A 13808-nucleotide genomic window follows, 5' to 3' on the forward strand; every position below is an offset into this window, starting at 1 on the left:
ATCATTTCCCCAGTTAGTTAGCAACCATTTTATAAGAAAAGCCCTTTTTTACCTGTCTTTTACTTTAATTCCTTAAATATGAAGGAATGCGATTTCAATACCGTTTTAAAAAGGGGGCTGTACCAACAGCCCCCTGACTAATCCCATTTCTTTATAAACCTTATAAATCTATAAACCTTATAAACAGTAAGCAAATTGCAATTTTTAGAATTCCGGTTCGATTAAACCGTAGGTATTGCCCTTACGCTTATAGACTACATTTACCTCATCGGTTTCCGCATTGCGGTATACAAAGAAATTATGTCCTAAAAGCTCCATCTGAACACAAGCTTCCTCCGGGTCCATAGGCTTGATTGCAAATTTCTTGGTACGTATGATCTTAATATTATCTTCTTCCTCAAAGGAATCATCAATAAATTCCTGATTCAGATTTATGATTGCCTGCTTTTGCTCAATGAGCTTGTTCTTATATTTTCTTAACTGGCGTTCTATCACTTCTTCAACAAGGTCGATAGACACATACATATCGGTGCTTGTCTGTTCTGCTCTTACCATGCTTCCTTTCATAGGAATTGTTACTTCTATTTTCTGCCTTTCTTTCTCGACACTCATTGTTACGTGGATTTCAGTATCAGGAGTGAAATATCTTTCAAGTTTTCCAATCTTTTCATATACAGCTGTCTTGAGACCTTCTGTAACCTCGATGTTTTTGCCGCTTATAATAAAACGCATATGAATCAACTCCTTTTAACTTTTTTATTACTATTGCTTAACAATATTATAACACACCCCAGGATATGTGACAAGCTATTTCCGTATTCTGAGTATGGCAAACGCAGAAAGAGGGTTTATGGAAACGGACGATGACCAAGGGAGTTGTTTTGGAGTTTTGTTACGCGAGAACCCTTATTCCACTAAAACGGCAGAAAACGTAACTGGCAGGTAAATCAGCGCTGAACTCGCTGCAATAAATTTGGCTGTGTTAGTTATCAAGCTCAAACAGCAGCACTGTTTTACCTAGTCACGTTTCCTGCCGCTTAAGTGTCATAAGGAACCTCTTGAGACAAAACTCCAAAACAACTCCCTTGGTCATCTGTTTATCTCAATTGTTAGGTTTCACGCGTTTTTAGTGGTATTCAGAGTCCTCCTAAAGCCGTCTGCCTGTTCTTTGAAAAATGCAACGCATTTTTCAAACTATCGTACTTATTCTAACTTCATCTTAAATTTCCGGGTATTTCCCTATCATTGTACATCATATCTGATAATTATTTGACAGTTACAAATATTTCCATAAAGTTACAAGTAATTTACATGTTTTTCATATTATCATAACTTACAAAACAAATTTTCTACCTTGACAGTTCCCTCCACATTCCACAACAGTGGTTTATACCTGTGGATAAAGTGGATAACTCTGTGTATAACTTTTAATAGTGGTTATAAGTGGGCTTTTTTAATGTGGATAACTTTTGGATAAACCTGTCCAACTTCTTAGTTTCCATATTTTTATATTTTTGCTATCTATTATTTTGTGCATATTGTATAATCTTTCTTTTGTCAATCCCATTTCCCTCGAAATATGATTTTCTTCAAATGGCCTTATTTTTGTTAATTATCAAAAAATTCTAATAAAATAGCTTTTTGAGGGTCTTTTTTTGAAAATTTAATTTTTATAAAAAAGTACCGCAGTTAGTGTAACCTAGCTGCGGTACCAATATACTATTTTGCTATTCTTCTTGCTTTGTAAGGCGTACGGTAATTGTATCTGGATATTTTAATGCCATCTCTTTCATTGCTGGCATTTACCACCTGGCCATTGCCTATGTACATTGCAACATGATTAACGGATCCGCCGGAATTGGTGTAGAAAATCAAATCTCCTGGCTGTACGTTACTAACGCTGACTTCATATCCTGCTCCTGCTGCCTGAGATCTGGAATCTCTGGGGATACTATATCCAAAGTGGGAATATACGGAATATACAAAACCGGAACAATCCGCTCCATTCGTTAAGCTTGTCCCACCCCAAACATAGGGATTACCAACAAAATTCATTGCATAGCTTGCAATTGACTGGCCGCTTCCGCTTCCTGAACCGGAAGAACTGGAATTTCCGGAAGAGCTATGGCTGCTGGAGTTGCTGCTGGAATTACTGCTACTGGAGTTACTGCTGCTGGAATTGCTTCTGCTTGAACTGCTGCTACTGGAGCTTTGATGGGATTGCTCTCTGGATGCGGCCTGCTGTCTTGCTTCTTCACGTTCTTTTGCAAGGGCTTCCAGTCTTTCTGCTTCTGCCTTCTTCGCTTTTTTCTCTGCTGCTATTTTAGCCATTTCTTCCTTGATGGATATGGCATACTTGAACTTTACATCAATTTTTATGTAATCCTTGGATACGAATCCGCTCTCGCCTTCATCAATGACTATCTTGGCCCATTTATTAAATTCTTTTGATATGTAATAGGTTTCACCCTGAGGAACCATGGTCACTATGGTCTTGTCCGTTCCCGGTTTCTCTCTGACAAATAAGGTCTCTGTATCTATAGTAGCATATTTGTCGGCATATTCATCAACCAGCTTTTCCGCTTTTGAACCAATTGCTAAGAAGTCCGCATTGATGTATCCTTTTACTTTACCTGATTTAATCTTAACCCAATCGCCCTTCCTGGCAAGAATATCTGTTGCACAGCCCTTGTAGAGCTTACCTACTATTTTACTGTCGGTATTGGGTGATTTTCGAATATTAACATAATTATCCGCTATGGAGATTCCAAGATTTGCATAGGGTGATTTTACTTTTTTCACTTCATTGCTGCTCGGCTCTTCCTTTTGTTTAGCATAGGAGTCAAGCAGCTTTTCCGCTTCTCCCTTATCTACCTCTGCAGTAGCCACATAGTAATTGTCAAGAGCGGGCATGATGCCTGCCAATCCATTGTCCGAGATACCCTCCGCCGCTTGAACCCTGACTCCCGCACCAAGGGATAATAACAGCGCAGCGGTACATAAAGATGCCTTAACAGCAGTACTTCTTAGCATTGACTTGTAACCTCCTTACGGTTTTATGCGAATGTAACAATTCGTTTAAATGTATATAATCATTAGTATAATTCTTTTTTAAATGTTACAAAATTATTAAATATCATGAGGTTATTATATCAAAGCATACTACTGCTGTCAACGCATAATTTAATAAAATATATGGTTTATTTAACCATTCTCTTAAAATCCGATAAAAAATATGAAATTATCTATTAATAGAAACCATTATAAACTATTAAGGTACTTTTCTACTCCGGTAATCGCATTTGCGCCGTCGGAAGCCGCCGTAATAATTTGTCTTAATTCCTTTGTACGGATATCTCCTGCTGCAAATACTCCCGGAATATTGGTCTGGCAGGATTCATCCGCCTTAATATATCCACCGGAGGCCAGTTCCAGAGCTTCCTTATAAATCTCTGAACTGGGGTTGTATCCGACTGCTATGAAGATACCGTCAACAGCCAGCTCCGTCCCTTCATTGTTCTTAATATTCTTTACCTTAATCTTTTCAACAACTTCACCGCCCTGTATTTCCTCTACCACACTGTCCCAAATCACTTCCACATTCTCCATGGATAGAAGCTTGGTGGTATAGGTCTTAGCGGCCCTGAATTCATCTCTTCTATGGATAACGTAGACTTTTTTACAAAGCCTTGCTAAAAATATGGCATCTTCCACTGCAACGTCACCGCCGCCTACTACTGCTGTAATCTTATTTTTAAAGAAAGCTCCGTCACAGGTGGCGCAATAGGACACTCCCATACCAGCCAGCCTTTCTTCCCCTTCCACCATAAGCTTCCTGGGATTTGCCCCGGTTGCAATAATGGCTGTCTTTCCACGGTATTCCGTTCCGTCCTCCAGGGTTATGACCTTTATTCCATCCTCTGTCCGAAAGCTTTTTACATCTCCTGTAATAAAGGGCAGATTCATCCTGTCACAGTGCTCCCTGAATTTGGTGGCAAGTTCAAAACCGCTGATTCCGGGGATTCCGGGATAATTGTCTACCTCATAAGTATTTATGATCTGTCCGCCGCTAATGGGCGCCTTCTCAATTACAATGGTATCAAGCTCCGCCCTTCCTGCATATAATGCTGCTGTTAATCCCGCCGGGCCGGATCCTATTATCATAACTTCATGTATCTTATCCATATATTAATTCCTCCATTTCTTTTTTTAATACAATATAATCTTTGTACAATGCATGACATTTATTCCATTTCCGTCATACAAATTGTTTACAATCTAATTGTATTTATATTTTAACACATTTTATGAAAAAGAAAAGCCCTAAGTGCATTTTGATTTGCACCTTGGGCATTTATTTACTAAAAGAAATTCCGTATGGTCTGGATTACTCCAAAAATGGCTGTTACAAAGCCTTCGTCCTTTTGTACTCCTCCGTCCATCCTTCCCAGGTATTCATTTGCCACCATAATAACAAGGCAGAGGATGATACCTATTACCAGGCTGGGCGTAATAAAATTTGTCTTTGTCTTCTTCTTAAATATTCCTTTTACATGCTCCCACCTGCCGGAATTGTCCGCCAGAACCCGGAATACGAAATAAGCAAGCATAGTGGATATAGCAGCTACCGGTAAAAGGGCAGAAAAGATATATCCCATACTTATTTGCTGTGTATATTCTGAAAGTGCATTGGCATCCGCTAAACCGTTAGCCCCGCCAGAAAGGGTCAGGCTTAAAACGGAGGTGCTGTTTATAACAAAGTGTATTATCATGGTAGAAAGTATGGAATCCGTTGCTTCTATTATAAATGCAAAGATCACACCCATTACGAAAGCATACGAGAACTGGTTAAAATTCTGATGAATAAGACCAAAGAGCAATCCGCTTAAAAAGATTCCTTTTAAGGGATTCGCCTTACGGTAGCTCTGAAAGAAAACTCCGCGGTAAACACTTTCTTCCATAATACAGGGAACCAGTCCTACCATGAGAAGGCTGACAATAAGGCCATTGCCTCCAATCAGGCTTCCGATTACCTGAGTGGTATCATTTCTTACAAAGAGCAGGGAAAAAGCGTTTATTAATCCCATAAGAGGCATAATTAGAAACGCAAAGATTACTACGAGCACCACATTTCCGAAGCTGATTTTCCGAAAGCCGATGGCATCGGCAAGTCCCTTTTTCTGCCGGAATAAATAGATACCCGAAGGGATAATCAGTATAAGCTGCGAAATGATAAGGATATATAAATAGTTATCGCTTGCATGATACACCAGAGGATTTATAAATATCGCTGCAATGGTAACCAATACGGTAGCAAGAAAGACCCTGTTGACTGATTTTACCTGATTCATATATCTACTCCTGTTTCTCTTCGCCCTTTTTTACTAAAACATGCAGCCATTCATCAAGGCTTGCTTCCCCTAAATCATCCGTGCTTTTCCAAATATCAAGAAGCTCAAGTTCCTCGTATCCGGACAGAAGCTCCTTCATGGCCTTTGTTTTAAAATCCTTAAAATATCTTCCGTTGCGGTACCCTGTAAAATCCCCATGACCAAAGGACATATACAAAATACCCTGAGGCTTTAATGACTTTATGACCTTTTTAAATATTTCGTCAAATTCATCCGGAAGGATATGTAGCAGGGATGCATTGGCCCATATGCCGTCAAAAACTTCATCAAAATCCAGCTCTTCAAACTGCATGCAGAGCACATCCTGTCCTATATGGATAGATGCCAGTTCGCAAAGCTCCTCCGCTCCGTCAACAGCAGTCACGTCAAAGCCCCGCTGGATAAACTCAAGGCTGTCCCTGCCGGAGCCGCAGCCCAGGTCCAATATGGCACTGCCCTCCGTAAGAGCAGCTAAAAACTTCTCCCTGTTTTCTTCCGTATTACTATTAACAGTATTCTCAAAATATAGGTTTGCATTCTTATTATAATAATCTATCGAGTCCAAAAAATCCATCCTTTCAGTATAACCCCAATGTGCTTATATATAAGCTACTGCTTCTACTTCAATCAGCACATCCTTTGGAAGCCTGGCGACCTCCACACAGGAACGGGCCGGGAAATTGTCTGTGAAGAAAGAAGCATATACTTCATTAACTAACGGGAAGTCCTCCATATTCTTGATAAATACAGTGGTTTTCACAACCTTGCCAAGGTCGGAGCCGCTGTCCTTTAAAAGAGCTTCCAGACTTTGCAGCACTCTCTTCGTCTGTACTTTAATATCTCCGTTAACCACGGTACCATTCACCGGATCAATGGGAATTACACCAGAGGTATAGACCATGTCATTTAGGACAACTGCCTGTGAATAAGGCCCAATTGCTGCTGGTGCATTGGATGTGCTGATTATTTTCTTCATTGATATACCCTCCGTTTTATTCATTATTAAGAACCATTATATACTATATAAAAAGTATTTTCACTACTTTTTATAAAAATAGCATATTTTCCATATTTTTATATGGTATAGAAACCTGAAAGAACTTGTATCATAATAGAAAAAGATATGGTACAATAAGGTATATGTGTAAATGTAATTGTTGAGGCACCTTATGGCTCATCTGCAAGGCAGCCGGCTATTTATCATCACATACCATCCTACACTTAATATGGGAAAACTGAAAAGAGGTTATTATGTACAGTTTTAACAGCAGAGTACGATACAGTGAGGTCTGTACCAACAAAGAATTGGATTTTTACTCTATTATAAATTATTTCCAGGATTGCAGTATCTTTCATTCGGAGGATATCGGAGTCGGCCTTGATTACCTGGAGGAGCATCACCGTGTATGGCTTATGAATGCCTGGCAGATCAAGATAAACCGCTTCCCTGTTTTTGGGGAGGATATCACCGTCTCTACCTGGGCCTATGATTTTAAAACCTTTTACGGCTACCGGAATTTTATGATCGAAGATGCCGGAAAGCAGGTCTTAGCCGTGGCTAACTCCGTATGGGTGTATATGGATACCCTGAACAACTGCCCGGCTAAAATTGAGGAAGGCGTGGCAAGGGCCTATAAAACAGAGGAAGCCTATCCCATGGAATATGCCCCCCGGAAGATTCTTCTTCCAAAGGAGTTTTCCGATGCTCCTGCCTTTGCCGTTCAACGCAGGAATCTGGATACCAATAATCACGTAAACAACGGAGAATACATCCGGATGGCAGAGGAATACCTGCCCGATGGCTTTAATGCCGCCCAGATGAGGGCAGAATACCGGAAGTCCGCTTTACTTGGGGATGAAATTATCCCGCGTATCCATCAGGATGAAAATACTTTTATGGTCGTACTTTCCGACACCGACCAGAAACCATATACCATTATAGAATACACCTTATAGGAGGTCTTATGATAAAGCTAGGTGAACAACAGGAACTTGAAATGGTAAAAAGCACGGATTTCGGTATTTACCTGAAGGAGGCAGCCTCCTCCTCGGAAGAACGTATACTTCTTCCCAAGGCACAGGTGCCGCAAAATATAAAACCCGGAGATACTCTGACCGTCTTTGTATATAAGGATTCCGATGACCGGCCTATTGCCACTACCCTGACTCCCCAGATTTCCTTGGGCAAGGTAGCCCTTTTACAGGTCAAAGAGGTTACAACCATCGGAGCTTTCCTTGACTGGGGCCTTGCAAAGGACCTTCTGCTTCCCTTTAAGGAGCAGACAGAGCGTGTCCATACAGGAGAGCACGTCCTTGCTGCCCTCTACATTGATAAGAGCACCAGGCTGTGCGCTACTATGAAAATATATGATTATCTGCAGCTGGATTCCCCTTACAAAAAGGGAGATAAGGTTATAGGCACCGTATATGAGGTCATCAAAAACTTTGGAGCCTTCGTGGCAGTGGACAATTGCTATAGCGCACTTATTCCCGAAAAGGAATTAAAAAGGATTTTAAAGGCAGGTGACAGCGTCGAAGCCAGAGTAACCTCTGTAAAGGAAGACGGCAAGCTGGACTTAAGCCTTCAGGAAAAGATTCCAATCCAGATTGATACGGATGCCGATATGGTATTCCGGTTGTTAGAAGAAGCCGGCGGCTTCCTTCCCTATCACGACAAAACAGAGCCTTCCCTTATTGCCGAGAAATTCAGTTTAAGTAAAAATGCTTATAAAAGAGCTATCGGAAGACTTATGAAGGAAGAAAAAATCCGCATTACAGCTGAAGGAATTGAAGAAATCAAATAATTTGAGCCTTGATTCAGATGTCAGAATAGCATGTTGCAATAAAAAGGTACTGCCATAAATATACGGATATATCATTAGAAGCACAGAAATCCGGTATTTATGGCAGTTTTATAATATCTTTCTTTAGGGCGTTCCTTTTCCCTTATTCGTATTACGGTTCTGTAAAAACCGCATCTTGGTGGACTCTTCCTTGAACTCCCTCTTTTTTTCCTCAGGAATCTGTTCATATAAGCTACCGAAATGGCTGGACAATTTATCCTTGCAGTTCTTGCAAAAACGTCCTGTTCTGATAGCTGCTCCGCACATTTCGCATTCCAGTGAAACCATGGAATCCTCCGTAAAGGAAAGTCTTTCCTCTCTGATCCATTTATGTATCTGCATGGTCGTAACATCATTTGTCTCTGCAACCTCTTGTACTCCCGCCTTGGGATGGTTATAGATATATTCCTTCACCTGGTCAAATTTATCATCCAGGGCTTTCATGCAGGCAGGGCATAAAGACGGCCCCCCTATATAATTAAATAATCTACCGCAGCTCTTACAGTTTCTAACATCCATGTTAACCTCTTTCCTGCATCAACCAGCTTGCCTGCAAGCTGATTATTGCGAAAATTAATAGTTTAAAAAATTTTTTCACACTAGCACGATGCACATCACAAGCTTGCTTGTGATACTGCTTAAATGGGGTGTGAAATGTCTTTTTATTTCACACCAGCTCCCATGCATATCACAAGCTTGCTTGTGATACTGCTTAAATATGGGGTGCGAAATATCTTTTTATTTCGCACCAGCTCCCACGCATATCACAAGCTTGCTTGTTGATACTGCATAGACAACAGGTATAAAAACATAAAGCATTTTTCAAACTACTCCTCTTTAGTAACCTTTGCCTATACATATACTGGCAAAATAAACTTCTTCTATACCATTTAATTTGAGCGTCCTGGCACATGCTTCTATGGTGCTTCCCGTGGTATAGATATCATCCACTAACAGCACCCTTTGAAGTGATTTATTAAATTTAAGCCGCTCTTTATGAGAAAAGGCAAATGCCTCTGAGATATTACGGAAACGTTCCTTATCGCTTAACTGCTTTTGGGGAAGGGTATCCTTTTCCCTGACAAGCAGTTCTGATAACACCGGTATATTAAGTTTATCTCCCAGCTTGCAGGCCAGAATTTCAGCCTGGTTATAACCTCTTGTTAGTCTCTTGTTCTTATGAATAGGCACTGGCACTAATGCGTCCGGTGAAATATCTTCTATCTCTTTTTGATACTTCTTTATCAGCTCTTCCACAAAAAAGTCGGCATATTCCTGTCTGCCCTTGTTTTTAAAGGCTGCCATGGTTCTTTTCATATCTTCGTTATAAAGCCATAAGGCAAAGCCTCTTTCAAAGTAATGCTTCCGCCTTTCGCAGTCATAGCAGTATTCCCTTGTTTCCTGCTCTATAGGCTTACCGCACCTCTTGCATTTAGGCTCCTCCACAGGTATGAGCTTTTTTCTGCATTCCGTACAGGAGAGTTCGCCTCTTTTGTCTACGATCTCAGAGCATATGGGACATCTTCTCGGATATAGGATATCAAGTAGTGCTTCAAACATGCGCTGCCCCTTAAAATAATTTCTCCGGGTATATTCCCTTCTTTACCAGTTCTCTTATGGAATCCATTACCACGGGCTTGTCTTCCTTATACGTTACACCAAACCATTTATCATTGGTGCTGAGTACTTTGACAGAAGCCTCTCCCTTCTTTATCAGCCTTCCCACTTCTTCCGGTAAAAGGTACTCTGTCTTTAATTCTTTTCCCTCCGTCTTTAAGAAGCTGACAAAGCCTGTTTCCAGCTTCGGAAGCAGTCCGGGCATAAAGCCCCACATATTCATGGATACGGGACTGCTTAAATCAATAAGAGTCTCTTCTCCTTCTTTTTCACCGGATACTGCGCTCTCACCCTTCTTCTGGATGGATTTGGTTTCTTTGATATCTACAAGATATCCTTCTTGATCAACCTGGCATACTCCTCTTGTTACTGTTCCGTTTTCACTTAAGGTATTGCCAAGAACGAAGCCTGCCATGCAGTAGTCAGTGCTTTTCTCATCGGCTTTGGTCAGATAGTCATGAACCTTGACAAATGCTTCGCTTCCATAATAATCATCTGCATTGATAACAGCAAAGGGCTCCTTTATAATATTCTTGCAGCAAAGGACAGCTTGTCCTGTTCCCCAGGGCTTTGTCCTTCCTTCCGGTACAGTGAAGCCTTCCGGCAGATCTGTCATTTCCTGAAAGGCGTACTCCACTTCAATTATCCTGGATATGCGGTCTCCGATTACTTCCTTGAAATCCTTCTCCAAATCTTTTCTGATAATAAATATGATTTTATTAAAGCCTGCCTTAATTGCATCATAGATGGAATAATCCATAATTATCTCGCCGCTTACACCCACCGGCTCAAGCTGCTTGATTCCACCATATCTGCTGCCAAGGCCGGCTGCCATAATGACTAAGGTTGTTTTTTCCATAATTTCCTCCAAATTAATATTATTTAAATATTATACCTTAAAGTACGAAAACTTGCACTAATTCTTTTGTATTATTTACAGATTATTACATGCCTACTCATATATGGAACAGGTTATTTAAATTCTTCTCTAATTACGGAATTTGCTCCGTAATTGAATCATAATTCCTTTATTCTCTCAGTAAGGCCCGAATACCTTCGCTGTTCACTCTCATTGTCAATCATCAGCTGAACGGTCTCCGTGCTGCCCACAATAGTCACGCAGCTCTTTGCCCTTGTTACGGCCGTATACAGGATATTTCTGTTCAGCAGCATCCTGGGACCTGTTAAAAGAGGAAGAACAACTGCCGGATACTCACTGCCCTGGGATTTATGAATGGTTATGGCATAGGCAAGCTCCAGCTCCTCTAACAGGTTAAAGGGATACTCAACCATTCTTCCCTCATCAAATTCTACCGTCAGCTGTTCCGCAAAGTGGTTAATTTCCTTTATAATCCCCGTGTCTCCATTATAAACTCCCATACCGCTCTCGGTGGTAATACCATAGCGGCTTTTGCTTTCCCATGCCAGCTGGTAATTATTTTTGACCTGCATGACTTTATCGCCTTCACGAAATATAATGTTATGGTATTCCTTTTCCTGCTTATCCTTGGAAGGCGGATTCAGATACTGCTGCAGTATCCCATTCAGCTTCTCTACTCCCAGCTCCCCTTTTCTCATAGGCGTAAGTACCTGTATATCAAAGGGAGAAGCATTTACATAGCCGGGCATTTTATCCCGTACAAGTGCTATTGTCACTCCGATGACATCCCTGACCTCAGCCCTCTTTAACAAGAAAAAGTCCCTGGATTTATTGTTCAGCTCGATCTGCTCCCCGGCATTTATTTTATGGGCATTTACAATAATATCACTTTCCTTTGCCTGGCGGAAAATCTTTGTAAGCTTTACTACATTAAAAGCATGGGAATTAATAATATCCTTTAATACATTGCCGGGACCCACGGAAGGAAGCTGGTTGACATCTCCTACCAATATAAGCCTGGTACCTACCGTTACGGCCCGAAGCAGTGCATGCATCAAGGTAATGTCCACCATGGACATCTCATCAATAATGATTACATCTGTTTCCAGGGGATTGCCTTCATTTCTTTCAAATACCAGCTTATTTTCCATATCCCCTGACATTTTAGAGATTTCTAAAAGCCTGTGAATGGTCTTCGCTTCATAGCCTGTGGTTTCCGTCATTCTCTTAGCTGCCCTTCCGGTAGGTGCTGCCAAAAGCAAATCCATTCCTTCTGCTTCAAAAAAACGGATAATAGCATTGATGGTGGTAGTCTTACCGGTTCCGGGACCTCCTGTTACCACTAAGATACCATTCTTGGCTGCTTCAATGACTGCTGTCCTTTGCAGCTCATCCAGCTCTATCTGAAACTGCTTTTCAACTGCTTTCAAACGGTGTTCAATTTCCGTAAGGGATAAATCGTATTTTATGTTCAAATCACTAAGCATCTTTGCGGTATTAAGCTCAAGATAATATAGCCCTGCACTGTAAATATGCCTTTCTTCCACATCGGTCTTAATAATAATCTTTCTTTCCACGGAAAGGTTATTAATCTGCTCCGAAATACCGGCTGCTGCAATCCCTAATAATTCGCATACCTTACGGTATAATAATTCCTCCGGCAGGTATACATGTCCGTTGGTGCTGCCTTGAAGCAGTACGTATAAAATGGCAGCCTTGATACGGTAATCCGACTCCGTGCCGATCCCCACCCTGGCAGCTATTTCATCTGCCAGCCTGAATCCTACCCCGGTAATATCCTCTGCCAGTCTGTAGGGATTTTCCTTTATGACCTGGTACATCCTCATACCATATTCCTTGTATATTTTAACAGCGAGGGCTGTTGTAATACCGTATTGCTGTAAAAAAATCATAGCTCCCCGCATGTCCCTTTTCTCATTGAATTGTTTGGCTATCTCTCTTGCCATATGGTCACTGATGCCTTTTACTTCTGCCAAACGTTCCGGTTCCTCTTCAACAATACGAAAGGTATCTCCCTTGAACCTTCTCACAATCCTGGCAGCCAGGGCACTTCCCACTCCTTTAATTGCCCCTGAGCCCAGATACTTTTCCATGGAATCAAGATCCTCCGGCTCTTTAAATTCATAGCTCTCAACAAGGAACTGCTCTCCATAGAGCTGATGTGCCGTGTATTTGCCGCTGCACTTTATAAATTCACCTTCATTAATAAAGGTAAATGTACCAACGCAGGTAATTTCTTTTTCTTCCTTCACAAGGGTCAAAACAGTGTACCCATTCTCCGCATTGCGGAATACAATCCGTTCCACATACCCTTCAATTTCATCTTCCAACTTATTCCTCACCTGCCTTAGCCAATAAATTTACCTGAATTATTCAGATTCCGGTACTATCTGATATTATAACACAATAGTTATAAATTACGCCCAGAAAATAACCATACTGTTATTTCCTTTCAGAAATTCAGTATAGTAATTTTCTAGGCGCAAGAATATTTTCGGTATAAGTTGAATCTTAGCTTCAAAACTGAATTCAACTAATATATGTAACTTAATTAACTATTGTGTTTCATGGAATCATACAGCATCTGAGCAATGCCCATACTGCCGGTGTCAACTACATCTTCTGCATACTTTTGATAAAGCGTATCCCCAAAATAAGAAACATAGGGACTCTCATCCTCTTCTGAGCCAACGGATTTTTTCATTTCCTTAAACATCTGCTCAACCATATAGGATTCAAAGCTCTTGCAGACATCCATTAATTCGTCGTCTGAGGCATTTTTAAGGTTTTTATTCAAGGTGTCTTCAATTTTAGAAGTACTCTTTGAGGATTCTGCCTGAGCTAAAGCCGCATCTACCGAATAATTACTGCCAATGCCAATACTCATATTCTGCCTCCCTGTAATCTTTCGTTAATATCAAATCTTCTATTTCACACTAATTGCCATGCCTTCCCAACGCGCCCCAAGATTGGGCCGAGGATTTCGCAGGCTCAATCTTGTGTGTGAATTATGCTTCTCAATAATTCACACCAACCGCCTTGTCTTCCCAACGCGCC

At 40.9% G+C, this 13808-nt stretch carries 13 protein-coding genes; 2 read left to right on the forward strand and 11 right to left on the reverse strand.

What is annotated here, in order from left to right; translation table 11 throughout:
• Positions 1-204 precede the first annotated feature (204 nt).
• The 6 genes from hpf to BUB77_RS26635 form a co-directional block, all read right to left on the reverse strand.
• Positions 205-732 carry a ribosome hibernation-promoting factor, HPF/YfiA family gene (gene hpf / locus BUB77_RS26610; RefSeq protein ID WP_073280214.1) on the reverse strand — a complete coding sequence of 176 codons (528 nt, stop codon included), beginning with the start codon at positions 730-732 and terminating at the stop codon, positions 205-207.
• A gap of 987 nt (positions 733-1719) precedes the next feature.
• Positions 1720-3033 (reverse strand): C40 family peptidase, encoded by a 1314-nt coding sequence (locus BUB77_RS26615; protein ID WP_084124776.1) that lies wholly within the window; start codon positions 3031-3033, stop codon positions 1720-1722.
• Positions 3034-3261: 228 nt separating this feature from the next.
• Entirely contained in the window at positions 3262-4185 is a 924-nt protein-coding gene (trxB, locus tag BUB77_RS26620; RefSeq protein WP_073280215.1) for a thioredoxin-disulfide reductase, read from the reverse strand.
• A gap of 176 nt (positions 4186-4361) precedes the next feature.
• Entirely contained in the window at positions 4362-5351 is a 990-nt protein-coding gene (locus tag BUB77_RS26625) for a CPBP family intramembrane glutamic endopeptidase (protein ID WP_073280216.1), read from the reverse strand.
• A gap of 4 nt (positions 5352-5355) precedes the next feature.
• Positions 5356-5955 (reverse strand): class I SAM-dependent methyltransferase, encoded by a 600-nt coding sequence (locus BUB77_RS26630; RefSeq protein WP_073280226.1) that lies wholly within the window; start codon positions 5953-5955, stop codon positions 5356-5358.
• Between the two features lie 33 nt (positions 5956-5988).
• Positions 5989-6366 carry a RidA family protein gene (locus BUB77_RS26635; RefSeq protein WP_073280217.1) on the reverse strand — a complete coding sequence of 126 codons (378 nt, stop codon included), beginning with the start codon at positions 6364-6366 and terminating at the stop codon, positions 5989-5991.
• A 275-nt stretch (positions 6367-6641) separates the two neighbouring features.
• Between BUB77_RS26635 and BUB77_RS26640 the strand changes: the two genes are divergently transcribed.
• A complete protein-coding gene (locus tag BUB77_RS26640) occupies positions 6642-7346 on the forward strand; it encodes an acyl-[acyl-carrier-protein] thioesterase (RefSeq protein WP_073280218.1) in 705 nt (234 codons plus the stop codon).
• Between the two features lie 8 nt (positions 7347-7354).
• A complete protein-coding gene (locus BUB77_RS26645) occupies positions 7355-8194 on the forward strand; it encodes a CvfB family protein (protein WP_170866765.1) in 840 nt (279 codons plus the stop codon).
• 123 nt (positions 8195-8317) lie between these two features.
• Here the strand turns inward: BUB77_RS26645 and BUB77_RS26650 are convergent, their stop codons facing one another.
• The 5 genes from BUB77_RS26650 to BUB77_RS26670 form a co-directional block, all read right to left on the reverse strand.
• Complete coding sequence (locus BUB77_RS26650; RefSeq protein ID WP_073280219.1) at positions 8318-8752, reverse strand: flagellar protein; 435 nt, start codon at positions 8750-8752, stop codon at positions 8318-8320.
• 318 nt (positions 8753-9070) lie between these two features.
• Entirely contained in the window at positions 9071-9793 is a 723-nt protein-coding gene (locus BUB77_RS26655) for a ComF family protein (RefSeq protein WP_073280220.1), read from the reverse strand.
• A 10-nt stretch (positions 9794-9803) separates the two neighbouring features.
• Positions 9804-10709 carry a nucleotidyltransferase family protein gene (locus BUB77_RS26660; RefSeq protein WP_073280221.1) on the reverse strand — a complete coding sequence of 302 codons (906 nt, stop codon included), beginning with the start codon at positions 10707-10709 and terminating at the stop codon, positions 9804-9806.
• 158 nt (positions 10710-10867) lie between these two features.
• Entirely contained in the window at positions 10868-13081 is a 2214-nt protein-coding gene (gene recD2, locus BUB77_RS26665; protein WP_073280222.1) for an SF1B family DNA helicase RecD2, read from the reverse strand.
• 221 nt (positions 13082-13302) lie between these two features.
• Positions 13303-13638: a rod-binding protein gene (locus tag BUB77_RS26670; RefSeq protein ID WP_073280223.1), complete on the reverse strand. Its 336-nt coding sequence runs from the start codon at positions 13636-13638 to the stop codon at positions 13303-13305.
• Between the last annotated feature and the right edge of the window lie 170 nt (positions 13639-13808).

Source organism: Anaerocolumna jejuensis DSM 15929 (genome assembly GCF_900142215.1).
In the GTDB taxonomy this organism is placed as follows: Bacteria; Bacillota; Clostridia; order Lachnospirales; family Lachnospiraceae; genus Anaerocolumna; species Anaerocolumna jejuensis.

Coding starts and splice junctions, on each gene's coding strand:
- BUB77_RS26635 (WP_073280217.1), bottom strand. CDS start 6,366: ATGAAGAAAATAATCAGCACATCCAATGCACCAGCAGCAATTGGGCCT.
- BUB77_RS26640 (WP_073280218.1), top strand. CDS start 6,642: ATGTACAGTTTTAACAGCAGAGTACGATACAGTGAGGTCTGTACCAAC.
- BUB77_RS26645 (WP_170866765.1), top strand. CDS start 7,355: ATGATAAAGCTAGGTGAACAACAGGAACTTGAAATGGTAAAAAGCACG.
- BUB77_RS26625 (WP_073280216.1), bottom strand. CDS start 5,351: ATGAATCAGGTAAAATCAGTCAACAGGGTCTTTCTTGCTACCGTATTG.
- hpf (WP_073280214.1), bottom strand. CDS start 732: ATGCGTTTTATTATAAGCGGCAAAAACATCGAGGTTACAGAAGGTCTC.
- BUB77_RS26660 (WP_073280221.1), bottom strand. CDS start 10,709: ATGGAAAAAACAACCTTAGTCATTATGGCAGCCGGCCTTGGCAGCAGA.
- BUB77_RS26650 (WP_073280219.1), bottom strand. CDS start 8,752: ATGGATGTTAGAAACTGTAAGAGCTGCGGTAGATTATTTAATTATATA.
- trxB (WP_073280215.1), bottom strand. CDS start 4,185: ATGGATAAGATACATGAAGTTATGATAATAGGATCCGGCCCGGCGGGA.
- BUB77_RS26655 (WP_073280220.1), bottom strand. CDS start 9,793: ATGTTTGAAGCACTACTTGATATCCTATATCCGAGAAGATGTCCCATA.
- BUB77_RS26615 (WP_084124776.1), bottom strand. CDS start 3,033: ATGCTAAGAAGTACTGCTGTTAAGGCATCTTTATGTACCGCTGCGCTG.
- BUB77_RS26670 (WP_073280223.1), bottom strand. CDS start 13,638: ATGAGTATTGGCATTGGCAGTAATTATTCGGTAGATGCGGCTTTAGCT.